This is a genomic window from Polaribacter sp. IC066, from assembly GCF_007997085.1.
GTDB lineage: Bacteria > Bacteroidota > Bacteroidia > Flavobacteriales > Flavobacteriaceae > Polaribacter.
In genome coordinates, this window is sequence record NZ_VORR01000024.1 from 22,575 (window position 1) to 48,601 (window position 26,027).

The 26,027-nt window shown below is 32.5% G+C and carries 21 protein-coding genes; 10 read left to right on the forward strand and 11 right to left on the reverse strand.

Translation table 11 applies throughout. The features are described from left to right. Positions 1-131 precede the first annotated feature (131 nt). From ES044_RS09690 to ES044_RS09730, 9 genes are all read right to left on the reverse strand, one after another. Positions 132-1,067, reverse strand: coding sequence for an NAD(P)H-dependent flavin oxidoreductase (locus ES044_RS09690; protein WP_147187075.1), 936 nt, complete (start codon positions 1,065-1,067; stop codon positions 132-134). 2 nt (positions 1,068-1,069) lie between these two features. Further along, positions 1,070-2,692, reverse strand: a complete 1,623-nt coding sequence (locus ES044_RS09695) for a S8 family serine peptidase (RefSeq protein ID WP_147187078.1) — start codon at positions 2,690-2,692, stop codon at positions 1,070-1,072. A gap of 237 nt (positions 2,693-2,929) precedes the next feature. Next, complete coding sequence (gene mnmA / locus ES044_RS09700; protein WP_410524696.1) at positions 2,930-4,117, reverse strand: tRNA 2-thiouridine(34) synthase MnmA; 1,188 nt, start codon at positions 4,115-4,117, stop codon at positions 2,930-2,932. Between the two features lie 291 nt (positions 4,118-4,408). Further along, the gene (locus ES044_RS09705; RefSeq protein ID WP_147119397.1) at positions 4,409-5,116 is read right to left on the reverse strand and encodes a toxin-antitoxin system YwqK family antitoxin; all 708 of its coding nucleotides are present in this window, start codon (positions 5,114-5,116) and stop codon (positions 4,409-4,411) included. Positions 5,117-5,594: 478 nt separating this feature from the next. Further along, a complete protein-coding gene (locus ES044_RS09710; RefSeq protein WP_147119396.1) occupies positions 5,595-8,672 on the reverse strand; it encodes an efflux RND transporter permease subunit in 3,078 nt (1,025 codons plus the stop codon). 12 nt (positions 8,673-8,684) lie between these two features. Next, on the reverse strand, positions 8,685-10,133 hold the full coding sequence (locus ES044_RS09715) for an efflux RND transporter periplasmic adaptor subunit (protein ID WP_223269188.1): 1,449 nt from the start codon (positions 10,131-10,133) through the stop codon (positions 8,685-8,687). A 45-nt stretch (positions 10,134-10,178) separates the two neighbouring features. After that, positions 10,179-10,706: a hypothetical protein gene (locus tag ES044_RS09720; RefSeq protein WP_147119394.1), complete on the reverse strand. Its 528-nt coding sequence runs from the start codon at positions 10,704-10,706 to the stop codon at positions 10,179-10,181. 17 nt (positions 10,707-10,723) lie between these two features. Next, complete coding sequence (locus ES044_RS09725) at positions 10,724-11,908, reverse strand: TolC family protein (RefSeq protein ID WP_147119393.1); 1,185 nt, start codon at positions 11,906-11,908, stop codon at positions 10,724-10,726. A gap of 73 nt (positions 11,909-11,981) precedes the next feature. Next, complete coding sequence (locus ES044_RS09730) at positions 11,982-12,419, reverse strand: hypothetical protein (RefSeq protein ID WP_147187081.1); 438 nt, start codon at positions 12,417-12,419, stop codon at positions 11,982-11,984. A 488-nt stretch (positions 12,420-12,907) separates the two neighbouring features. On the opposite strand from ES044_RS09730, the gene purB reads away from it, so the two are divergent. The 7 genes from purB (at position 12,908) to ES044_RS09765 (ending at position 19,845) form a co-directional block, all read left to right on the forward strand. Continuing rightward, positions 12,908-14,251 (forward strand): adenylosuccinate lyase, encoded by a 1,344-nt coding sequence (purB, locus tag ES044_RS09735; protein WP_147119415.1) that lies wholly within the window; start codon positions 12,908-12,910, stop codon positions 14,249-14,251. 39 nt (positions 14,252-14,290) lie between these two features. Next, positions 14,291-14,701, forward strand: coding sequence for a hypothetical protein (locus tag ES044_RS09740; protein WP_223269187.1), 411 nt, complete (start codon positions 14,291-14,293; stop codon positions 14,699-14,701). Between the two features lies 1 nt (position 14,702). Further along, positions 14,703-15,470, forward strand: coding sequence for a TerC family protein (locus ES044_RS09745; RefSeq protein WP_147119391.1), 768 nt, complete (start codon positions 14,703-14,705; stop codon positions 15,468-15,470). Between the two features lie 73 nt (positions 15,471-15,543). Then, positions 15,544-15,786, forward strand: a complete 243-nt coding sequence (locus ES044_RS09750) for a hypothetical protein (protein ID WP_147119390.1) — start codon at positions 15,544-15,546, stop codon at positions 15,784-15,786. 33 nt (positions 15,787-15,819) lie between these two features. Beyond that, positions 15,820-18,249 carry a TonB-dependent receptor gene (locus ES044_RS09755; RefSeq protein WP_147187083.1) on the forward strand — a complete coding sequence of 810 codons (2,430 nt, stop codon included), beginning with the start codon at positions 15,820-15,822 and terminating at the stop codon, positions 18,247-18,249. An 11-nt stretch (positions 18,250-18,260) separates the two neighbouring features. Then, positions 18,261-18,818 carry a type 1 periplasmic binding fold superfamily protein gene (locus ES044_RS09760; RefSeq protein WP_147187085.1) on the forward strand — a complete coding sequence of 186 codons (558 nt, stop codon included), beginning with the start codon at positions 18,261-18,263 and terminating at the stop codon, positions 18,816-18,818. A gap of 292 nt (positions 18,819-19,110) precedes the next feature. Continuing rightward, positions 19,111-19,845 carry a hypothetical protein gene (locus tag ES044_RS09765; protein WP_147119387.1) on the forward strand — a complete coding sequence of 245 codons (735 nt, stop codon included), beginning with the start codon at positions 19,111-19,113 and terminating at the stop codon, positions 19,843-19,845. Position 19,846: 1 nt separating this feature from the next. On the opposite strand, the gene ES044_RS09770 is transcribed toward ES044_RS09765, so the two are convergent. Both ES044_RS09770 and ES044_RS09775 read right to left on the reverse strand, forming a co-directional pair. Further along, positions 19,847-21,154 (reverse strand): MFS transporter, encoded by a 1,308-nt coding sequence (locus tag ES044_RS09770; RefSeq protein ID WP_147119386.1) that lies wholly within the window; start codon positions 21,152-21,154, stop codon positions 19,847-19,849. A gap of 180 nt (positions 21,155-21,334) precedes the next feature. Continuing rightward, entirely contained in the window at positions 21,335-22,159 is an 825-nt protein-coding gene (locus ES044_RS09775; RefSeq protein ID WP_147119385.1) for a M48 family metallopeptidase, read from the reverse strand. A 112-nt stretch (positions 22,160-22,271) separates the two neighbouring features. Here ES044_RS09775 and ES044_RS09780 point away from each other — a divergent pair, with 112 nt between their 5' ends. Genes ES044_RS09780 through ES044_RS09790 form a run of 3 tightly spaced genes read left to right on the forward strand, consistent with a single transcriptional unit; the run spans position 22,272 to position 25,175 of the window. Continuing rightward, complete coding sequence (locus ES044_RS09780) at positions 22,272-23,147, forward strand: alpha/beta hydrolase family protein (protein WP_147187087.1); 876 nt, start codon at positions 22,272-22,274, stop codon at positions 23,145-23,147. Beyond that, positions 23,144-23,620: a peptide-methionine (R)-S-oxide reductase MsrB gene (gene msrB / locus ES044_RS09785; protein WP_147119383.1), complete on the forward strand. Its 477-nt coding sequence runs from the start codon at positions 23,144-23,146 to the stop codon at positions 23,618-23,620. The genes ES044_RS09780 and msrB overlap by 4 nt, the downstream gene beginning before the upstream one ends. Positions 23,621-23,678: 58 nt before the next feature. After that, positions 23,679-25,175 carry a YfcC family protein gene (locus ES044_RS09790; RefSeq protein WP_147187088.1) on the forward strand — a complete coding sequence of 499 codons (1,497 nt, stop codon included), beginning with the start codon at positions 23,679-23,681 and terminating at the stop codon, positions 25,173-25,175. Positions 25,176-26,027: the final 852 nt, after the last annotated feature.

Sequence of the window (26,027 nt, forward strand, 5' to 3'; positions counted from 1 at the left end):
TTAGGGTGTTGCCCATTTATTAGGGTGTTGCCCAATTATTTAGGAACAACGTTTCATTAAAATGCAAGGAGAGTGCCCCTAAAATTATTTACTTAAAAATTAGGGCTTTTTTACTTATCAACTCTTTTAAGCTAATGAATACTAACTTTAACTGTATTAAACTCTTCTATAATCTCTTCTAAAACCTCTTTGGCAGGTTTTATTTGGTGAATTAAACCCGCAATTTGCCCAATTTCTAACTCACCATCCTCTAAATCTCCTTCAAACATTCCTTTTTTAGCCCTTGCTCTTCCTAATAATTCTTTTAATTTTTCTTTTGTTGGGTTTTGTGAATATAATTCTTGAATTTGATGATAAAACTTATTTTTAACCAAACGCACAGGTGCTAATTCTTTTAAAGTTAAATGAGTGTCACCGTCTTTTACATCAACAATAGTTTCTTTAAAATTTTGATGTGCAGAAGATTCTTGAGTAGCTGCAAATCTACTCCCTATTTGAACGCCGTCTGCTCCCAAAACCATCGCTGCCAGCATTCCTCTGCCAGAACCAATACCGCCTGCAGCAATCACAGGGATTTTAACTTGCTCCTTTACCATCGGTATTAAAGTAAATGTTGTAGTTTCTTCGCGACCATTATGGCCACCAGCCTCAAAACCTTCACAAACAACAGCATCTACACCTGCTGCTTCTGCTTTTAGAGCAAATTTTACAGAACTCACTACATGAACCACTGTAATACCTTTTTCTTTTAAGAAAGAAGTCCAGGTTTTAGGATTACCTGCGGATGTAAAAACAATCTTTACGCCTTCTTCTATAATGATATCGATAATTTTTTCAATATCAGGATACAACATCGGCACATTTACGCCGAAAGGTTTGTCGGTTGCTTTTTTACATTTCTGAATGTGTTCTCGCAAAATATCTGGATACATAGAACCTGCACCAATTAAACCTAAACCACCTGCATTAGAAACTGCCGATGCCAATTTATAGCCAGAAACCCAAATCATTCCTCCTTGAATAACTGGATATTTTATACCGAATAATTCTGTAATTTTATGTGTCATGATTATTTGATCAACTTTATACTTATTTGCTGATTTCCTTTTTGAATTTTTAAGATATACATCCCTTTTTTCAGATTAGAAACATCAACTTTATGAGCACTTAATTCCTTTTTATCAAGCACTTTTTTTCCTAAAACAGTGAATATCTCTATTGAAACTTCTTTTAAATCGTTCTCTAGATTTAAAATTGTAAAAAAATCATTTACAGGATTTGGATACACTTTAAAATACAGTACATCCAACTTATTTAGAGACAAAACCGCGTTATATGCCGTCTCAAAATTAGGAACTCCATACCCTTCTTGATCCGTTGGATTCAAGAATAGATTTGATGCACCTCTAATTAAATCCATAATTTCAAAATTCGTTTTATTGGGAAAAGCTTGCCAAAGACAGGCAATTACGCCCGCCATCACAGGCGATGAAAAAGAGGTTCCGTTGGAAGTACTCGAGTTTCCAGAAGAAAAATCAATAATTGCCGTGCCTTGTCCTTGCGCTAAAACATCAGGTTTTATTCTACTATCTGCCGTAGGACCAAAAGAACTAAAAGAAGCAATTTTTTGAGCAGCATTTACTGCTCCGATAGAAAATACAGATTGAGCATCTGCGGGTGCTCCGATATATCTCCAAGAATCATTACCGCTGTTTCCTGCGGCATTTACCAAAATCATTCCTCTTGAAGCACCAATTTCTGCTCCTCTAGAAATAAAAGTAGTTTTACCGTCCATATCTGCATATGAATAACTGTGATTTGGATTGTCGAAAGTAGTATATCCTAAAGAAGTATTGATAATATCGACGCCCAAACTATCTGCTCTTTCTGCCGCCTCTACCCAAAGCGTTTCTTCTAAAACCGTTTCTGTTTCAGCAATTTCAGAAATGAATAAATAAAATTTTGCATTGGGTGCTGTACCTACAAATTCGGAATCAATATTGCCAGCAATGGTAGATAAAACATGGGTTCCGTGACTATTTCTTGCATAATAATTTGTATTTCTGTCAGCAAAATTATACCCCCCTAAAATCTGGTTGTTATCTCTTATTTTTTGAAAAGCTGCCAAGGTATTTACATTCGGAAAGCCAGCATCAATAATTGCAATGTGCATTTCATCGCCTGTAAAACCTTCTTGATGCAAAAAGTCTGCTTTTAACATTTTTACCTGATTTTCTGTATTTCCATAGATAATAGCTGTGCTTGACCCTGAAAATTTATGTTTATGATTTTGTTTTATTTTCTTTTTGGTTGATTTTACGGCTGAATTTAAACTCTTATTCGCATACTCTACTCTTTCGATAAAAAAATAATTTTGCAAAACATCATCAATTACAATTTTAGTTGCCTGAATATGTACCGCATTTAACCATTTAGATTTTCCTAAGACAATTAAATTAGGAATTGATTTTATATCCTTCAGATAGTCAGTATCTACAGGAACATCTTTCTCATCTAAAGAAATCTGTTGTCTAGTTCTTCTATCTAAAGATCTTTGCGAAAGCATCGAAGCAGGATTTACCAGAAAAAAAGCAGCCTTTGGTTTATCCTTTAGAAAAAACCAAGCATCTTCTGTTTGTGAAAAAGAGCTAAAAGTAAGCGTAATCAAAAAGAAAATCAGTGTTTTTTTCATGAGCCTAAAATACTAATTTTTTACCAAAAAAACCTCTAACCAATGGATAGCGGTTTTTATGCCAATCATAATTTATACTAATTTATGATTAAACAATTTTCTTAATAAAAATCTGAAAGTAAAAATTTAGTCTTTTAAGCCGTCTTAAATACGCAATAAAACATCAGACGTCTTCTATAACGCTACTTTAAAAATAATTAATTAGCTAACTTACTGTGTTTTATGTTTTTATTCGGATTAAGAAATTACTCCAGAGCCTAACAATTCTTCATTTTGATACCAAGCCACAAATTGCCCTTCTTGAATAGCCGATTGCTTATTTTCAAAGGCAACATACAAACCAGTTTCTACTTTATGTAAAGTAGCTTTTTCTAGCGCTTGTCGGTATCTTATTCTTGCTTCAACTTGCATCGTTTCGCCACTGTTTAAGATTAAATCTTCACGAATCCAATGAATTTCTTCATTAGAAACAAACAATACCTTTTTATATAAACCCGTATGATTTTTTCCTTCTCCGGTATAAATTACATTTTCTTCAACGTCGGTTTCAATTACATATAAAGCTTCTTTTGTACCACCAACATTTAAACCTTTTCGCTGTCCTTTGGTAAAATAATGTGCTCCTTGGTGCTTGCCAAGTATTTTTCCGTCTTCTTTTTGATACGAGAATTTAGTTGCAAAAAACTTGAGTTCTGCTTCTTTATTTTCAAATTCTGGAACTGCTTTTATATATTCAGCAAAATCCGCAGGAATATTTATAATAACACCTTCTTTTGGTTCTAATTTTTGTTGTAAAAATTCTGGTAATCGCACTTTACCAATAAAACATAAACCTTGAGAGTCTTTTTTTTCTGCCGTAATTAAATCTGCTTTTTTAGCAATTTCTCTAACTTCTGGTTTTGTTAATTCGCCTATAGGAAACAACGCTTTTACCAATTGTTCTTGAGATAATTGGCATAAAAAATACGATTGATCTTTGTTAATATCCTTTCCTGCTAGTAATTTATAAACTGATTTTCCGTTGATAATTTCTTCCTCTTTTCTGCAATAATGACCAGTTGCCACATAATCCGCACCTAATTTTAAAGCGATGTCCATAAAAACATCAAACTTAATTTCTCGGTTGCATAAAATATCAGGATTTGGTGTTCTCCCTTTTGAATATTCATCAAACATATAATCTACAATACGTTCTTTATATTGAGCGCTTAAATCTACTACTTGAAACGGAATGCCTAATTTTTCAGCAACAATCATGGCGTCATTACTATCTTCTAACCAAGGACATTCGTTAGAAATTGTTACAGAATCGTCATGCCAATTTTTCATAAAAAGACCGATAACTTCATATCCTTGTTCTTTTAATAAATGTGCTGTAACACTAGAATCTACTCCGCCAGAAAGACCTACAACTACTCTTTTCATTTTTATATTTTGAGCTTGCAAAGTTAAGGTTTTGTATGGGAAAAACAGGTTTGAGTTTGCAGGATTATTGATTGTTATTGCTCGGAGTTTCACAGAGGGAATTGTTAAAAAAATAGATTTCGTGAATTTTATAGAATACTGCTTATTTGTATGAAATTGTTACACAGAGATTCTTGGAGATAAACGCGGAATTTAACAGAGGACCTTGTTCAAGAAAAACAGGTTTTACAAATTTTAAAGATTAAAAAGCAAACAGGTTAAATTTCTCCTTCGAGGAGTCAAAGGAGACTTCTAATTCTCTTTTGTAAAAATCTTTTTCTTTCTAAAATCTTCTTCAGGTGCTTTTTCCCCATCCATATAATATTCCCACTTCCCTACTCTTTTTCCGTTTTTATAAACCCCGGTTTCTTTTAAATTACCGTTCAATTCAAAATATTTTGCAATACCATTTGGTGTTCCGTTTTTAAAGGTAATTTCTTCAATTAAGATTCCTTTGCTCGAGTATTTTTGTGATATTCCGTTTTTTAAACCGTTTTTATACATCGATATTTCTGTGGCTTTTCCGTTCGGGTAATAGTTGATGAGTTTTCCGTCTAATTTTCCGTCTTTATAAAATTCTTCAGACATGATTTTTCCATCAAGAAAAAAATAGTTCCATTGACCAACTCTCTTTCTATCTGCAAAAAAACCTTTGCTTTGCAAAACACCATTTATCGAATAAAAAGCAACAGAAACTCGATTGCTTGTCTTCGAATACGTTCTAATTGTTGTTGGGTTTGTAGAATCTGTAATATCGTAAAACTTAAAAACACCTACTTCTTTTCCGTCTTTAAATTGTCCTTGATAGCGTGTTTTCTTGTTAGGATAATACTTCTTCCAAAGGCCAGTTCTTTTTTTATTACTATCAAATTGATTGATTTCTTGAGCCTTAAAATCACTGCTTAAAAAAAAACACATAAAAAAAACAAAAATTAAAGCCGGTCTTTTTATATTTATCATTGCAAAAAATCTTTGGCGTAAATATACAATAAAGATTTTTTTAACTATTTATTTAGATTCTCGTCTTTAGTATTGCTCTAGTATATAAACCGCAGCGTGCAAATAAACACTCACTTTTTGGATTAAAACAGAAACGATTCTTTAATTTTATTTACTAAATATAAAATTAAAAATTTGGCAAACTTTACCAAAACGCAAAATCTTTGGTAAAACCTATCTTAGCTATATTTCATAACCGCTGTTAGCCGCTAGTTTCAGGTTATAATTGGTTATTCGTTCAGATTGAGCGCTTGCGATACATACTCTTTTGCATTTTTTTGCAGTGTTGGCTTTCTGCGTTTACTTTAACTTACGAACTTACTGTGTAAATAGTTTATTTAAGTTGAATTGTTAGATTATTATAAAAGCGAAAACAAAAAAAAGACTGTTGTAACAATTTCATTAGTCTTTTTTAAATTTAAATGTGCAGTAGAAACTACTATTTTCTAGTAACCAATTGATACACACAAGGAATTACCACCAAATTTAAAATAGTAGCTGATAATAAACCACCTAAAATAACTACAGCCATTGGGCTTTGTATTTCACTTCCTGGTTCTCCGCCTTTTAATGCTAATGGGATTAATGCCAATCCTGTTGTAAAAGCTGTCATTAAGATAGGATTTAATCTATCTAATGCTCCTGTTTTGATTAGCTGAAATCCTTTCATTCCTTCTTTTCTCAAGTCTTCATAACGAGAAACTAGTAATATTCCGTTACGTGTGGCTATTCCAAACAAACTGATAAAACCAATAGTTGCTGCGATGCTGATGATTCCTGATGTAAAATACACAATCAAGATACCACCGATTAATGCTAATGGCAAATTTATCAACACCACAAAAGCTAGTTTCACATCCTTAAACTCATAGTAGAGTAACAGAAAAATAATAGCAATGGCAGCAATTGCGGTTATAGATAATAATTGTGATGCTTTAGCTTCACTTTCAAACTGACCGCCGTATTGAATTCGATAACCTTCGGGCATATTTACATTGTTGGCAACAACTTCCTTTATTTCGTTTACTGCTCCACGCAAATCCCTACCTTGAACATTGGCAGCGACCACTATTTTACGTTGTACATCTTCTCGATTAATGGTATTTGGACTGCTTACTGAAGCAACCGTTGCCAATTCACCCAAAGTAGTTTGACCTCCATTTGGTAAACTGATTAAAGCGTTACCAATGTTTTCAATAGTATCTCGAAATGGCTTTTCATAGCGAACTACCACATCAAAATATTGCTGTCCTTCATAAATCTCGCCTGCTTCTTCACCTGCAAAGGCAATATCTACTTGCTCCATTAAATTACCAATCGTCATTCCATAAGCTGAAAGAATTTGGCGTTTTGGTTTGATACGAATTTGTGGTACTTCAATTTGTTGGTCAACTGCCACATCTACTAATCCATCAATTTCTTTGATGTTTTGTTCCACGTTTTTCCCTACTTCAAACAATTGATGCAAATCTGAACCAAATATTTTGATCGCAATATTAGCCCGAGTACCCGAAAGCATATGGTCAATTCGGTGAGCAATAGGTTGTCCTAAAGTAATATTGACACCTGGTGCAATACTCAATTTGTTTCTCACTTCCTCGAAAAATTCTTCTTTGGTTTTATCTTTTAAAATAAAAGGCACATCAATTTCGGAAGCATTTACACCTTGAGCGTGTTCGTCCAATTCGGCACGACCTTGTCTTCTGGTAACGACTTCCACTTCGGGTAAATCCAATAATATGGTCTCTATTAATCTCCCTGTTTTGTTACTTTCTTCTAAAGACATTGCTGGTGGACCAACGACACTAATTACCATAGAACCTTCGTTAAATTCTGGTAGAAAACTTCTTCCTAATTGGGTTAAGACTAAAAGACTTATGATAAAGGCAATAACAGTTGTTCCGATAATGGTTTTCGGAATTTTAGTGGCACGTTCCAAGAGGTTTCCATAATGTTTTTGTAACCAACGTTCCACACGTGTACCTTTTGCTTGTTTATTCAATAACTTTTCGTTTTTTAATAAATAAGAACACAAAACAGGTGTTACTGTTACCGCAACAATCAACGATGTTAAAACAGATGTAACGAATGCAATACCTAACGGTTGCAACAATCGACCTTCCATTCCGCTTAAAAAGAATAACGGAATAAAGGAAACTATAATAATTAAGGTTGCAATGATGATAGAGCTTCGTATTTCTACGGAAGCGTCACGAACAACCGTAAGTGTTGATTCCCGTTCTGCTTTTGGTTTTCTAATATTTTCACGCAAGCGTTTATAGACATTTTCCACATCAATAATCGCATCATCTACCAAAGCACCAATGGCAATTGCCATACCTCCTAGACTCATTGTATTAATAGTATAACCTAACCATTTTAGAATGATGATAGATACCAATAATGAAATAGGAATTGCTAATAAAGATATTAAGGTTGTTCTCCAATTCATCAAAAAGATGAAAAGAATTATCATTACAAAGAATGCACCTTCCAACAAGGTTTGATTTAAATTACTGATAGACGCATCAATAAAATCGGATTGTCTAAAAATGTGATTTTTGATATTTACACCTTTTGGTAGGGTTTTTTCTAAATCGGCAATCGCTTCATCCAAGCGGTCTGTCAATTCCAATGTATTTACATCTGGTTGTTTTGAAATGGTTAAAATAACTGCTGGTTTTGCATTTAAAGAACCATCGCCAATTTTATCGGCAGCACCAATTTGTACGGTTGCTACATCCTTGATTTTTATGGTTTGCCCATTGACTTGTTTTAAAACTGCTTCCTGCAAATCTTCTAAAGCATAAGCTCTACCGCTACCTTTAATGATGTATTGATTACCATATTGATTAATCACACCACCAGGTGCATTTTTGTTGGCTTCTTTTACTTGTTCTACCAATTCTGAAAGACTTACATTGTAATGCTTCATCTTTTCTGGGTTGGCAAACACTTGGTATTGTTTGTAATCGCCACCAATAACCACAACATTTGCGATACCGCCAATCGCTTTTATACGTTGTCTGATTGTCCAATCGGAAAGGGTTCTTAACTCCATTGGCGAAACACTATCCGAGGTTACACCTAACAGCATTATTTCTCCCATAATAGATGAAATAGGTGCCATTGTTGGTGCTCCAATTCCTTCGGGTAAATTCTCACGAACCATTGGAATACGTTCACTAACAATTTGACGTGCTCGATAAATATCGGTTCCCCATTCAAATTCTATCCAAACAATGGAAATTCCAGCTGCGGATGAAGAACGGATTCGTCTCACATTTGGCGAACCATTTAAGGCGGTTTCCAATTGATAAGTTACTAATTTTTCTACTTCTTCAGATTCCATTCCGTGCGCTTCGGTAAGAATTGTTACCGTTGGCGCTGTAAGGTCTGGGAATACATCTACGTTCATTGTTCGTGCATAATACACGCCCAATACACTCAGTGCAACCGCTCCCAATAGAATGAGCAATCTATTTTGAAGTGAAATTAATAATATTTTGTTTAACATTTCTCTTCGTTTTTAATGTTCGTGACCATGAGCAGGTGTTGAACCTGACATTGAAGCCATTTTAACTTGGTAAGCTCCTTTTGTGACAACCACTTCGCCTATCTCCAAACCTTGTAGAATTTCCACATTCTCTCCATTTCGTTTTCCAATTTTCACAGGTCTTCTTTCAAAACCCTCGCCCGAAAGCTGCACGATAACGGAATAACTTCCATAGTCTTCTAATAATGCATTAACAGGAATCATAGTATTTTGGGTTGCGTCTCCCATCGCTATTTGAACTGGTGTCAAACTTCCCTCTAGCATATCGACTTCTGCATTTACTTGAGCAAAAACAGAAATAAGTGGGTTTTCTCGTTCTACATCCTTACCGATAGAAAGAATTTCCCCTTCAGCATCAGATACGTTTTGCCATTCTCCGTCTTTGGTTTGAAAATATATTCCTTGTACATTCTCCATTGTTAGTCCGTAATTAGGCGCTAATTGAGTTTTTAATACTTTGGATTGATGTGTACCAATCGACACCAAAGCCACACCTTGCGCTACATAGTCACCATTAGAAACTGTAATAGATTTAATGAAACCATCAAATGGCGCACGAATTTGTTTGCTTCCACCTGAAACTCCTGATGTTAGGGATTGGTAGTTGGATTTTGCTATTGAAAAATTGTTTTCTACTTTTTCAAATTCTGCTTTAGGAATTATTTTAGAATTGTACAATTTCTTTTTGCGTTCGTATTCAGATTTTGCCTGTTCAAAATTGGAACGTGAATTGGCTATTTCCGTACTCAAATTGTTAGATGCCAAGCCTTGACTGTTTAAACTCATCAATAACTGACCTTGTTTTACCGCTGTACCTTCTGTAAGATTGTTCACTTTAAAATCAACCACACCATTAGATTTTGCTGCCAACGATTTTACCGAACCTGGTGATGGCATCCAAACGCCAGAGGTGTTGATTACATCATAAATTTTACCTGAAACTACAGGTGCTGTTTGAAAGTCGATTTTCCAAGCTTGCTCTTTTAAGAACGAAATTCCAGCATCTTCACTTGCTGCACCTAACGCATTAATAGCATCTTCTTTTGAGGCATAAACAATAATGTCGTGAACAATTAGTGTATCGCTAAATGTGGGCGTTTTAATCTCAAATATCAACTTGAAATTACCTGCTTCTTTAGGTTGTAGTGATGGTGAAAAAATGCCAGGTGATGATGGTGATTCCGAAGTATTACGAATACCATTATCTCCTTTAATTAAGCTTACTGTAACCTCGCCCTCACGAACAGGCTTATGATTATCTAACACAGTAAAATGTGCAGCAAAACGACTATTTTCTCCAACAATTAAGGCAGGAAACTCAACAAATAATTCTGTTTTACCTGTCCACAATGTTAGACTTTTTACAGGAATAGATGCTACTTCGGCAGCAGTATTACCCTCTTTTTGATTTCCGCAGGACATTAAAAGCATTGCGGATACTAAAATTATATATTTCATAATATGAGATTATTGAATTACACCTATAATGTTGTAATTTCCTTTAGTAGTTAAGGTTATAGTGATGTCTTTTGTACTTGTGTTTTTCCAATACCAACCGTGAGAACCATTATAAGGAATCGTTATTTTACCCTTTGCAGCATATGAAGTACCATTAGCATAGCTTTCAAAATAGCCTTTTGGATAACTGTCTTTATCTTCTGGGTCTCCGTGAAAGTCGTAACGTAGAGGTGCATTAGCAGTCCACTCATATTCTAACTTTTCATATTGGTTTATCTTAAACTTATACTCTAAAGCTTTATTAGCCTTCACAACGATTGTTGCAGTATTACTTTGGTCATTACCTGCGCTATTTTCTACTTTATTTTCTGATGTTCCATTGACATTAAATTCTTCTTGATTACCAACTTCTTTTTTCTGATTTCCATCTACTACTTGTTCTTGTGTAGTTTTTGTTTTTGTATTAGTGTCTTTACAAGAGGTTACGGTTACCATTGAACCTATTGCTATTGCTACTACTATTTTTGAAATTTTCATTTTTTATGTTTTGAATGTTATAATTGATGTTTTAATAATTGCGTTTGTAGCAATTGTAGCTCCTTTTCCATTTGCAGCATTCTATCTTTTGCTGTTCGGTAAAACTGAAGTTCCAGATAATAATCCATAAAAGAATACTCGCCCAATTGATACGCCTTAAACAGTAATTTCTCACTATCTAAATTACCCATTGTTGTTTCATACTCATTGAATTTTTCGAGCATCAATTCGTATTGATTATAGGTTTCTTGAAATTGTGCGTAAAGCGAAGTAGTGATTACTTGGGTATTGGATTGCTGATATTCATAATTTGCTTCGGCAGCTTTTACTTTATTCTTGCTACTCCACAACGGAATTGAAATACCACCAAAAAAACCAGAATAATTACTCCCATTAACACCTTGGTAATTATAGCCAAGTGCCAAATTGGGCAACACCTTTTTTTTCTCCAATTTTATTTTTTGAAGCGAAGCTTCTTCATTGGTTTTCAATTTTTGCAATTGAGGATCTTTTGTCAATTTATCTTGCCAAAGATTTTCAATTGCTCCAATTTCAATAGGCAAAACAATTTGTGATGAAATGCCATCAATAGGATTTCCACCGTTCAAAGTTTTGAGTTTGGACATTTTAATCTGAATATCGCTTTCTATCTGTTTAACTACAAATTGCTCTTGAATCCAAGCAATTTTCGCCTTGTTCAAATCTAAAATGCCTACTTGCTCTTTGGCAAAAAGCTCTTCAATTTGGTCGAAAATCTTCTTACTCTGTATTTTCCTTTCGGTTTCAATCGTTTTTTGTTTTTGTAAAAAAACGAGTTCTAAAAGAATGCCCTTTGCTTGCAATAGGACTTCTTGTCTTTTTGTCAAATAGGCTGACGCTAACTGTTGCGATTTAGATTCGTTCCATTTGCCACGTGCATCATAAACCGAAGGAAATTCAAATGACTGTGAAATTTGATATTCGGTATAATCTCCAGTTGCATTATCGCCAAAAGGCAAATAAAAACCAGAGAGCTGTGGGTCAGGCAAATTGTTAGTGCTCTTGTTTTCGAGTAGCTGACTTTCAATAAAGGATTGATAGCCTTTTAACGCTGTATTATTCTGTTCTATTTCGTTTAGCAGTTCCTCTACATTTTTAGTTTGTGAGAAACCATTAACAAGGAACAGGCATCCGCAAATTGCGAACACGATGTGTTTATTCATTGTTTGAAATTTTAGGTTTAATCTGAATTTTTAAGATGGAATATTTACGTGGCAGTAAAGTATTCCTTAAAGATTAACCTAAAGATGGTGGGCCTCGAGTTTTGAGGGAAGAGAGATACCGATTGAAATATGAATTCGTTGGTTGATTCCCCTTAATCTTTTCGACTTCATCATCATAGTTTGTAGAAATACTATGGCGATTTAAAAAAATAGATGTTTTTACATCCTTTTTAACATTGATTTGTTTGACACTGCTTTCGTGAGTTACGAATATTTCATTAACAACTATAGTATGGGTGTGTACTTCCAATAATAAGTCTAAAAAACCTTTTTTAGAACTTTCTTTTTCTGGAACATCATGATTATGGCTATGAGTGTCACTATTTGAAACACCTTTATGTGCGTGTTCAACTTCATGTTGATGATGCAAATGAGGTACAACCTGATGCAGCAACATTAAGCTGAATATGCCTAAAAAGAAAAGTGCTTTTATGTGATTATGTTTTTGCATCCTTTGCAAAAGTAATAATTTATAATTTAGTTTTGTTTTCTCAAGATTAATTATTTCGATGTTCGGTTTTGAGAAACAGCTCTTTTATTTTTTTAGGGTGTTCGCTTTCGGTTAAGGATAAATAAATGGACTGGTTGTCCGATGTCCTTTTTTAGCTTAAGGTTTTTGTGATTGTTCATGTTTCTTCAGCTTTTAGCTAGCTCAAAATAACACGCATGCGCAGATAAACTTTCAACAGAAACTTTATCACGAAATTCAATAAAGATATCTTTAATAAACACTATCAAAATGAACGTCCTTTATTTCACAGAAAACTGCAATTATAAATTAAACCTTATAAAAAACAACTATCAAAAAGCTAAAAATAGTGTACAAGAAAATTAGACTTTATTTATGTTAATTCTTAAAAATCATAACTAAAAACATCAAAAATTTACTTTATAAATCTGCTAAAATGCTTATTTTTGCATTTAACAACAGCACAAATAATGACTTTAACTCAATTAAATGCCATTTCTCCTATAGATGGGCGTTATAGAAATAAAATATCTAAACTTTCAAACTATTTTTCTGAAGAGGCTTTGATAAAATATCGAGTTCGTGTAGAAGTTGAATATTTTATTGCACTTTGTGAAATTCCGCTGCCACAGTTAGCTGATTTTAACACCGATTTGTTCGCAGATTTGCGCAAAATTTATACGACTTTTTCTACGGAAGATGCTCAAAAAATAAAAGATATTGAAAGTATTACAAATCATGATGTAAAGGCTGTTGAGTATTTTATCAAAGAAAAATTTGATGCTTTAGGTTTGCAAAAACATAAGGAATTTATTCACTTCGGATTAACCTCTCAAGACATTAATAACACTGCAATTCCGCTTTCTATTAAAGAAGTAATGAATGAAGTTTTTGTACCTCAATACAAAGAACTTTTAGAAAGGTTACAAGAATTAGTGATTGATTGGAAAGACATTTCTATGTTGGCAAGAACACACGGACAACCTGCATCGCCAACACGATTAGGAAAAGAAATTGATGTTTTTGTGGTTCGATTAAAAGAACAGTTTAAGTTGCTAAATGACATTCCAAGTGCCGCTAAATTTGGTGGTGCAACCGGTAATTTTAATGCCCATAAAGTAGCATATAAAAATATTGATTGGAAAGAATTCGGATCTAAATTTGTGCAAGAAAAATTAGGATTACAACATTCTTTTCCGACAACCCAAATAGAACATTACGACCATTTAGCAGCGTTATTTGATACTTTAAAACGTATCAATACTATTGTTATAGATTTAGATAGAGATTTCTGGACTTATGTTTCTATGGATTATTTTAAACAAAAAATTAAAGCTGGTGAAGTAGGTAGTTCTGCAATGCCGCACAAAGTAAATCCGATTGATTTTGAAAATTCTGAAGGAAATTTAGGCATTGCAAATGCAATTTTCGAGCATTTATCGGCAAAATTACCCATTTCTAGATTGCAACGCGATTTAACAGATAGTACCGTTTTAAGAAATGTTGGTGTTCCTTTTGGACATACTATTATTGGTTTTACGTCTACCTTAAAAGGTCTGAATAAATTGCTTTTAAACAAATCTAAATTCGAGCAAGATTTAGAAAATAATTGGGCGGTTGTTGCAGAAGCAATTCAGACAATTTTAAGACGTGAAGCGTACCCTAATCCTTATGAGGCTTTAAAAGGCTTAACAAGAACCAATGAAAAAATTAATCAAAAATCAATTGCAGATTTTATTGATACGTTAGAAATTTCTACCATAATTAAAGAGGAGTTAAAAGCAATTACTCCGTCAAATTATACAGGAATATAGTTAGTTGTTAGTGTAAAATTTAAAAAAGTAACCACATATATGAACTTATATCAGAAAAACAAAAAAATCATTTCTTCTCTTACTTTGTGCTTATTCGTTTGTGCTTCATCTGTTTTTTTATCTTCTTGCAGTTCAGACATTAAAGACAATTCAGACAAATTTAAACTAGGTGTTTTCGAAATTCCTGCTGGCAAAGGTTTTGTAAAGGAAACTATTATTAGAAAAGATAGTATTCAAATTAGTAAACATGGAAATCAAATAGATACTTTATCTATCAAATGGAAAAATAACTTCTTTTATACTTTAAAGTACATCAACCCTAAAAACGAATTACAGAAAGACGCAATGTATATTCAGATTAATAAAATTGAGGAAGATTCTTATGATTTTACAGTGAAAATTGGTTTCTCAAAATTCTCGAAAAAAGCGACCATTTACAAGGTAGAATAGTATGGAAATATTTTTACAGGCAGATACATGGATCGCCTTGTTAACGCTTACCTTTCTAGAAATTATTTTGGGAATTGATAATGTTATTTTCATATCAATATCTGCAAATAAACTACCAGAAAACCAAGTAAGAAAAGCCACCTTATTGGGCTTGGCTTTGGCGATGATTACTAGAATATTACTGCTGTTTAGTGTTTCTTATTTAATCGCTTTAAAAGACCCATTTTTTACGGTTGATATGGGTTGGTTTAAAACGGGTTTAACGGGTCAGAGCATTATTTTATTTTTAGGAGGTATTTTTTTACTTTATAAAAGCACCAAAGAAATTAGAGAAAAAGTTGAAAACACAAATGAAGCGCAAGTTATAAAATCGCCGAAAGTGATTTCGTTTAACAGCGTTATTTTGCAAATAATTTTAATCGATATCGTTTTTTCTTTTGATAGTATTTTAACCGCCGTTGGTATGACAAATGGCGTTGACGGTGCTTTAATTATTATGGTTATTGCCGTAATTGTTTCCATCATTATTATGATGATTTTTTCTCAGCCTATCAGTAAATATGTTAATAGAAACCCTACAGTTCAGATGTTAGCCCTATCTTTTTTAATCTTAATTGGCTTTATGTTAATTACAGAAGGAGCACATTTATCGCATACTGAATTTTTTAACAAAACAGTTGGCGTTATTCCTAAAGGATATTTGTACTTTGCGATCGCTTTTTCATTGGGTGTAGAAATGTTAAATTTAAGAGTAAGAAAAAAGAAATAATATCAAATTAATAAAAAAACATATCGCCTTTTTATTCCTGATTGTATTCTTTATACCGTCAGCAGCACAAGCTATGCATGCTTTAGAAGACCATACACATCCTGTATGCGTTTCTAAAATAGATCAGCATGTGCATGAAAAACTATTAGATTGTGACTTTCACTATTTTAAAATCAACCAAGGTTACTTAACAAACAATACGTATACCTCAATAATACCTTTTGTAAAAAATAGTATCATTGAGGTTCCTTATCATTTTTTACCAGAATATCAACCCTTATCTTACCAGCTTAGAGGTCCGCCTGCTTTAGAATAATTACTCATTAATTATTCATATTAAAGCATTTAAATGACACTAAAAATCTTTTTGTGCGCATTATTTTGTGGTGTTTTTTTTACGAGTTATACTCAAGAAAAATCGCTCAAAACTGCGCAAGATTGTAATTTTACTTTTAAAGGAAAAATTACAGATTTCCACGACAGCTCACCTATTATTGGTGCATCTTTATATATAGAAAATTTAAATACTTACACTACCTCTAATTTAGAGGGTAATTTTGAATTTAGAAATCTATGTAAAGGTAAATATGTCGTTGAAGTTCAACATATTTCTTGTGATACTAAAAGAATTACCATCAATCTTGATAACAATGTATACAAAGAAATATTTTTAGAACATCATTTAAATGAATTGAACGAAGTTTTTGTAAAGACAACTTCAAAATCTGAAACAACGAGTATTGAGCAATCTATTAAAAAAGCAACTATTGATAATTTTTCTGATAAATCTTTAGGTGATGCTCTCAATACTTTAAGTGGCGTATCTTCCTTAAATACTGGTAATAGTATTGTAAAACCTATGATTCATGGTTTGCATAGTAGCAGATTATTAATCATTAATAATAATGTAAGAATGTTTGACCAAGAGTGGGGAGACGAGCATGCACCAAATATTGATATTAATTCTAGTGAGAGAATTGATGTTATAAAAGGTGCAAATACATTAAAATACGGAAGTGATGCGATTGGTGGTTTAATTTTAATTAGACCAAAAAAATATGCGGTTATCGATAGTATTTTTGGGAGTACTAGTACCTCTTTTAACGCTAATGGTTTGGGTGGCAACATTAATTCTGAAATTGTAAAAACATACAAATCAGGTTTATTTGCTAAAGTGCAAGCAAATTACAAACAATTTGGCGATTTCAATACACCAGATTATATGCTTACCAATAGCGGTTTAAGAAACATAAATACCTCTTTTAGATTTGGTTACAATAGCTATGAAAAAGGTTTTAATGCCTATTATAGCTTTGTGAATAATGAGATCGCTATTTTGCAATCTTCGCACATTGGTAATGTGAACGATTTGGTAAATGCTATCAATAGTAAAGAGCCTAGAGTTATTGAAGATTTTTCTTACCATATCGATTTTCCGAAGCAAACTATTTTACACCATTTAGGTAAAATTGAAGCGTACAAACGTTTTAAAGATCTTGGTAAGTTATCGGTTCAATACGATTTGCAGATCAATAGACGAAGAGAATTTGATTTAAGAAGAGGAGATTTAAAAGATACGCCTGTTATTGATTTGCGTTTATTTACAAACTCAATTCAAACAGATTTAGAAATAGATACTTTTGACAACCTTAAGATTACAAGTGGCCTTTTAGCACGTTACCAGCAAAATAATGCTGTTTCGGGTACAGGTACAAGTCCGTTAATTCCTGACTTTGACAAATATGATGCAGGAATATATTCAATTATAAATTATAATTTGAATGCAACTAGCGAGTTTAGTGCGGGTATTAGGTATGATTTTTCTAAAATAGATGCCAGAAAACGCTACGACATTAATGATTGGGAAGAAACCTATAATTATGATGAGATCTTCCCAGAATTTGAAACGGATGTTGTTGATGGAACTCGAATTTTAACAAATCCTAAATTTACGTTTCATAACATTTCAGCCAGTTTAGGCTATTCTAAACGGTTTACAAATGATGTGACACTTTTAATTAATTATGGGTTGGCAACAAGAGTACCAAATCCGTCAGAATTATTTAGTGACGGTTTGCACCATTCTGCAGCTAGAATTGAAACCGGCTTATTAACGATGAACAAAGAAATTGCCAATAAATTTATTGTTTCTTTAGAACGGAATAATGACAATTTTGGCTTTATAATTAGTCCATATTTTAAACAAATAGACGGTTTTATGCAGCTAATACCTGTTGGTATTACAACGACTATTAGAGGTGCATTTCCCGTTTGGGAATACAATCAAATTAATGCTCAAATTTTTGGAGTTGATGTTGATGTAAACAAGAAGATTACTGATAAATTCGATTATCAAGGTAGTTTAAGTTTGTTGCGAGGCACTAATGTAACAGAAGATATTCCTCTGATACACATGCCTTCTGCAAATTTTAGCAATAATATTACTTACAAAAATAATCGATTAAATCAATTGTCAATTCGTTTACAACACAGAACTGTATTACAACAAAATCAGTTTCCAGATTACAATTTTTACACATTTAACGCGGTACAACAAGAAGATGTTTTTGTAGATATTAGCACAACACCGCCTAGTTATTCTTTATTTAACCTGCATACATCTGCTGTTTTTAAAGCATTTAAAAAAGGAGATTTAAAGGTAGAATTTAATGTCGAAAATTTGTTTAATGTTGCCTACAGAGAAAACTTAAACAGACTTCGATATTTTGCCGATGAACTAGGTAGAAATTTCAATTTAAAAATTAAAATAAATTATTAAAAACACAAATTATGAAAAATTTACAAACAATTAAATTAATCGCAGTACTTTTTATTTCAAGCATTTTACTTTCTAGTTGTTCTGATGATCATCACGAGGATGGGCATGACCATGAGGAAGAATTAATTACAACAGTTACCTACACTTTAAGCAACGGTAGTGATGTTGTTATGTTAAAATTTCAAGATTTAACTGGCGGCAGTATTGATGACGCTACCTATGAGGTTTCTGGCCCCTTAAATGCCAATACTATCTATACTGGTTCTGTTGAGTTATTAAATGAAACTGAATCTCCGGCTGATAATATTACGATGGAAGTGAAAGCAGAAGGCGACGAACATGAGTTTTTCTATTTATCTTCAGTTATTGGTGTACTAATTTCTAAAACTGATACAGATGTGAATGGAAATCCGATAGGAATTGAGACTTCATTAACAACAGGAAATGCAGGTGCTGGAAAGTTAACTATTATCTTAAAACATGAACCTACAAAACCTAATAATGGTGTCTCTGATGCAGCTGGCGGAAGTACAGATGCTGAAGTAACTTTTAACATCACAGTTCAGTAAAAAACATCTTTATTTTACAGAAAAGCAGCTAATTTTTTAGCTGCTTTTTTATTTTCTACAATAAGGTTAAAACTGGGAAATTTAATTATTGTTACTTCAGTTTCGATACACTTTTTGACTATATTGTGCGCCAAATTTAATTCATATTTTTTAGATTTCAAAACAGAATATCACGAAAATTTTGGCGATTTAAAGGCCTTTTAAAATATAGATTTATAAGCAATTGTGGTTTATTTTCATGAATTCAATTATTCTTACTACTTTTAAGGTATTCTAATAACAAATTTTTACGATGTCTAAAGAACTACTTTCAAATGATATAATTCTTGGTTACAGAAATCTAATTGAAGAAAGATATCAATATAAAGATTTAAAGGAAAAATATGATTTTCCAGAAACTATTGATGAAAAGGTCGTAAACGATATAAAAATCTATTTTTTAACGTATATATATCCTGATTTGGAAAAAAGAGCTGAATTAAATGAGGCCTTCAATACGTTAGATGATTTTATAAAATATCCTGAAAAGTTATTAAATTTAGTAGTAGACTCTTTACAATTACTTTTTACACATGGCAGGCATCTACCTAAAATATTTAATGCTGGTTTAAAAGCGATGAAATCTTTTAGAGGAGCTACAAAATTTGAAAAAACGATTGTACTAAAAGCAATTCAAGAAAATAGTAAACCTCCTTTCACGACCTTAAAAATTAATAAACTCATTCAACTTTTACCGTATAAAGAACTTGAAGAGTTTATGAAAAATACCGAAACTTTTTTCAATATTATTTATGATAAAGAATTAGTCGAAAAAATTAAAGAGATTATTAGTTTTATACTAACAAAAATGAAAAATAAACCTAAAATATTCTCCAAAAAAGAAATTATAGGACTCTCTTTAGCGTTAGAAACAATTTCTAAAGGCGAAGAAATGCTTAACAAATTAACTCTAAAAGATCAAGAAATTTTAATAGGCTTTGTTTTACAAATAGAAAAAGATTGTTTGCAAGAAATCTTTTCAAAATAAGCTATTTTACAAATTTAGTTTTGTTGATTGTACTCAATGTTATAAAAGCCCCTAAAAAGAAAACGCCCAACGCCAATACGCTTGTTTGAATTGTAAAATAAGAAGTTAACAATCCGAAAGTTACCATACCAACTACTAACGCTATTTTTTCTGTAACATCAAAAAAGCTAAAATAAGAGGCATGATCTTCTGTTTTGGGTAATAATTTTGAATACGTAGATCTCGCTAACGATTGAATTGCGCCCATTACCAAACCAATTAAAGCCCCTAAAATATAAAAATACATCTCTATATTCGGGGTATCTTTTGTTAAATTAAAACCAATAAAACAAACCAAACCCCATATGGCAATGGCTATTTTTAAAGTTTTAATATTCCCGATCTTGTTAGAAAGCCTTGAAAAAAGAAAAGCACCTAAAATACCAACAAACTGAACTAATAAAATAGTACCAATTAAATTTAAAGTTTCTAAACCTAAAATTGTTCCGAAAATTCCCGCCATTAAAATGATTGTCTGTACACCAATACTTAAAAGAAAAAAAGAAATTAAAAATATTTTAAGCTCTCTATATGCAAATAACTCTTTCGCTACTTTTTTAATTTCTTTGATGCCTTTTATAAAATAATTATCTTTTGGCAGCGCTACTTTTTCTTGGTTTGGTAGTTTAGCATACGTAAGTTGTGCAAAACCAAGCCACCATATACCAACCAAAACAAATGATACTTGAGAGCCAAACTGTTTGTCGTAAAAACCAAACACTTCTGTTTCGATTAAAACCAGACAAATTAATAGCAATAAAATAGAGCCTGAATAGCCCAACATAAATCCTTTTGCACTCACATTATCTTGCTGTTCAGGATGTGCAATTTCTGGTAAATACGCATTGTAGAAAACAATACTTCCCCAAAAACCAATACTCGCTAAAATTGTAAATAAAATACCCACCCATAGTGTTTCTTTGCCTGTAAAAAAGAACAGACACATTACAGAAATAGATCCCAAAAAGCAAAAACCTTTCAAAAATTTCTTTTTATTACCTGCATAATCCGCAATACCAGATAACATTGGCGACATCAAAGCAACTACTAAAAATGAAAATGCTAATGCATAATTATACAAAGAGGTAGCATTCCATAATACACCTAGAAATTCTATTTTACCCTCTGCATTAGCAAAACCATCTGATGCCGTTAAACCTGCATAATAGATAGGAAAAACAGCAGTACTTATGACCAAAGAATATACAGAATTTGCCCAATCATAAAACGCCCAAGCATTTATTAATTTTTTATCTCCAATTTTTAACATGACGCTGTTTTTATTTATAAAATTTCGCTAACACTACAACTTATTCAGCACATGGAAGCGAGAATAATTCTAGATTGTATTTAAAACTTATTGGTTTTCAATATTTTAAAATATTTTTCAATAAAAAACCGTTCAAAACATAATTGTGAACGGTTAAATATATGAAATCTTACGCTTATTCTATTTTTTCATTTGTGCATTGCCCTTCGTATTAAATTCTGCGGCATATTTTCTAGCAGTTGGCAAATAATTTTTTAAATCTTGAATTCTAGATTCATTAGAGGGGTGTGTACTTAAAATTTCTGGTTGCGAACCGCCTTTAGATAACTGGCTCATTCGTACCCAAACTTCTGACGCTTCTGTGCCGTCGTAACCCGCCATAATCATAAAAACCAACCCTAATCTATCTGCTTCTTGTTCATGAACTCTACTAAACTTTAAAACTCCTAAACCAGAAGTTACTCCGAAAGCTGCATTCCAAATTTGTTGCGTTTGTGCAGTTTCTCCAGAAGTACCAAGTGCAACCGCCAAACCACCAATTTGCTGCATTTGCCCTTGAGACATTCTTTCTTGCCCATGCTTTGCAAATGCATGTGCAACTTCATGCCCCATAACTGCAGCAACGCCGTTTTCATTAGCACAAATAGGCATAATACCCGTGTAAAAAACAACTTTACCTCCAGGCATACACCAAGCATTTATGGTCTTATCATCTACTAAATTAAACTCCCACCGATAAGCCTCTGCTTCTGCTTTCATATTATTTGCTCGCATAAAACGATCAACCGCTGCAGCTATATTTTTACCGACTTCCTTTACCTGATTTGTCATTTCTCTATTTGTAGAAAGCTTATTTTCTTCTAAAAAGCCTTTGTATTGCGCAAAACTTGCAGGTAAAACTTGCGCATCACTTACAAAATTAACACGCTTTCTGCCAGTAATAGGTACTGTACTACATTCAGAAAAGAGAAAAACCGCGACTACTAAAATTATAATTTTTTTCATTTTATTTTACTTTTTGATTCTTGTTTTAAGACACTAAACTTGTAATTTAGTCACTTGTTAAGCGACCATAAAATTACATATTCTATTTGTACCAAAAAAATATTTTTTATTGATGCCATTTCCCTCTAAAAGTAATATTCTACTCCCAAGTTTAAGAATTCCGAAAGCCGTTCAGTGGTCTTTTAAAATAATCAACTTTATCTCTACTCGTTTTACTTTATACCTTGCCTCAAAACTACTCACAACTCCTATTACTTTTAAAACTCCTAATAGAGAATTGGGAATGGAAAAAGCTTCTCAAAAAAAAATATTGCATGTTTCGGCTATTGATAAAGATATTCATATTTTATCATACGGCTTTTCTAAAAAAAAAATTTTAGTAGCGCATGGCTGGGCTGGCAGAAGTACGCAGCTTTTTATGATTGCAAATACACTTTTAGAACAAGGCTTTATGGTGATTTCCTTTGATGCACCCGCACACGGAAAATCTACAGGAAAAAGAACTAATTTAATAGAATTTATAGAAACTATTAAAGCGATTCATTACGAATATGGTTCGTTTACCGCCGCTGTTGGGCATTCTTTTGGTGCTGTGGCACTTCTGAATATGCAAGCAAACAAAGCTATTTTTAAATGTTTAATAACTATTGGTTCTGCTGATAAAGTTGATGATATTTTTCTTAATTTTGTAACCAATTTAGGGTTGGATTCTAATTTTGGGGAAAAATTCGTTGATTATTTTGAGCATAAAAAAAAGCTTAACCTTTCTGATTATGATGCAAGCAATGCGGCTAAAAAGGTTAAAATACCCGTTTTAGTAATTCATGATAGAATTGATGGTGATGTTTATGTAAGTTGTGCCATAAATATTCGTCTGAACTTAAAGAAAGGAACTCTTTTTATTAGCAATGAATTAGGACACACAAAAATTCTTCGTGATAAAAATACAACCCATAGAATTGTAAATTTCATAACACAAAACACATGAAAAAAGTAGCAAGTATTTTAATTTTAACATTGATGTTTAGCTGCGTAGGAAACGCACAAGATACATCCAAAGAAAAAAACACCTATAAAGTTGTAAAAACAGCCTCTGAATGGAAAGAATTACTTTCTCCGATTGCCTACAATGTTTTAAGAGAAGCTGGAACAGAAAAACCTTATACCCACGAATTTAAAGAGATTACAGGCAACGGAATTTTTGTTTGTGCTGCGTGTAAAACTGAATTGTATAAAGCTGAACATAAATTTGATTCAGGAACCGGATGGCCTTCTTTTGACAGAGCTGTAAAAGGGAATGTTGAGTTAGATGTTGATTATAAAATTGGCTATGCAAGAACAGAACTTAAGTGTAATACGTGCGGTGGTCATTTAGGGCACTCTTTTGATGATGGGCCGAAAACTACAGGAAAACGTCATTGTATTAATGGAGCAGCTTTAGAATTTATTGCAGAAAAATAAATTTATTTTTAAGTTCTCTTTAAAATAGTATCTTTAAAGCCTTGTTGAGACTTTAAAGATGAAAAAAATAAAATTTCCAAGCGCACAAACAGTACTATTAAGCATAGCCGCTTTTGTTGCGCTTTTAACTTGGTGCATACCTTCTGGTCAATATGATCGATTAGCCTACAATAAAGAAGATAATTCTTTTGTAAAAACGAGTAAAGAAAATTCAATAGCTTTAGAAGCTACTCAAAAAACATTAGATGATTTACAGGTTAAGATTCCGATAGAAAAATTTACATCAGGAGCTATTTACAAACCTATTAGCATTCCAGAAACGTATCAAAAATTAGAAGCAAGGCCCCAAGGTATTATTGCCTTTATTTTATCGCCATTAAAAGGAATTATAGCGGTTGCAGATATTATTATTTTAGTACTTTTTATTGGCGGATTAGTGGCCATTGTAAATTTTACAGGTGCTTTTGAAGCCGGAATTACTAGACTTTCTAAACTGTTAGAAGGCAAAGAGTTTATTTTGATTATTGCCGTAACTTGTTTAATTGCTTTAGGAGGAACCACTTTTGGCCTAGCAGAAGAAACAATTGCCTTCTACCCTATTTTAGCTCCTATTTTTATAGCGGCTAAATACGATGCTTTAGTTGCTTTAGCTTCTATTTACGTGGGTACAAGTATTGGCACCATGGTTTCTACCACAAATCCATTTAGTACTATAATTGCATCAAATTCTGCCGGAATTAATTGGACTACCGGAATTGAAGGAAGAATTATAATGCTTACCATAAGTTTAATTATTTGCATTTTGTACATTTTAAGATATGCAGAAAAAGTAAAAAAAGATCCTACAAAATCGATTATTTATGATCAGAAAGAAAGTATCGAAAAAATGTTTTCTTTTCAAAAATCGACCAAAACCATCAATTTTAATTTTCGTTTAAAATTAGTACTTTTTATTTTTGCGATGTGTTTTGTAATTATGGTTTATGGCGTTATTAGTTTAGATTGGTGGTTTTTAGAAATGACAGGAGTTTTCTTTGTTGGCGCACTTTTAATAGGATTTTTATGTAGAATAAATGAAACCGTTTTTGTAAACACTTTTATAACAGGTGCTAGCGAATTGTTAAGCGTCGCTTTTATAATCGGTTTGGCAAGAGGTGTTACCGTTTTAATGGAAGATGGTTTAATTAGCGATACGTTATTATTTTACGCGAGTTCATTTACAGAAGGTATGAATAAAGGATTATTTATAAATTCTATTATGTTTGTTTATAGCGGATTAGCCTTTTTTATTCCGTCTACATCAGGAATGGCCGTTTTAACAATGCCGATTATGTCTCCTTTAGCAGATACAGTTGCTTTGGGCAGAGAACATATTGTAAATGCTTATTTGTTAGGCGTTGGGTTATTTAACTTTATAAACCCTACAGGTTTGGTTTTAGCATCTCTTGCCATGATAAAAGTTGGGTATGATAAGTGGTTAAAATTTGTATTGCCTTTGGTGCTTATTTTGATGCTAGTATCGATGGCGTTTTTAACGGTTTCTGTTTACATATAATAAAGGTTTTTCGAGCGTCAACTCAAGCTTTCATTAAAGTACTTTGAGTTGTTATATTCGCACTAAAAGGTCATCCAGCACTCTCTCTATGCGCTAGATCTATAATGGTTTTCAAAGAACTTCAAACGTTATTAACTCGATTATATATTTGATATCAGCCAGCCATTTTTCTCCTAATTTTTGACTATATAAATTTCTATTGAATTCATTTTTTACAATTAAATAGGAATGATTAAAATCTATTGTAACCACAAATTTTCGTTTTAAAAAACTTCTTAATTCTACTTCTTTTATCAGTAATCCTATGGAAGAACGGGAGTACATCAAACTTTAACATTCACACTTTTTTTTGAATCCTACGCATACCACAAGTTTCTCGACGTTGCTTAAAAATAACTTTAATCTTTTCTTTTAAAAATGTTCTTGGTCTTTTTAAAAAAAAATAGGTTTATTTATAAATCGATTATAGTATGTGTTTTTGCTAACCTTCATGGAAATACGCATTTTTTTAACTGGACCTATCCAAAATATTATCTAAAATAAATTGATCTCTTATAGTTCGCTTTTGAAGATTTGAGATTAAAAGGAGAAAACATCGTTTTCGGGTAGTTTGCTCACCGCCTTTTTTAAGATATCACTTTATATTCTTTAATTCTTTTTTAAGTGCTTGGAGTTCTTGCGCTTCCAGCTGTATTTTTTTTTAAAAAATCTCCAGAATTTAACGTGTATTCACGTTTCCGACGTCTAAACATGGTAAAGCTTAAACCATAATCTTCATTAACATGCTTGATCTTAATACAGTAATTTAGTCGTTCTACGATCAAAACTTTAAATTCATAATCATATTTTTTT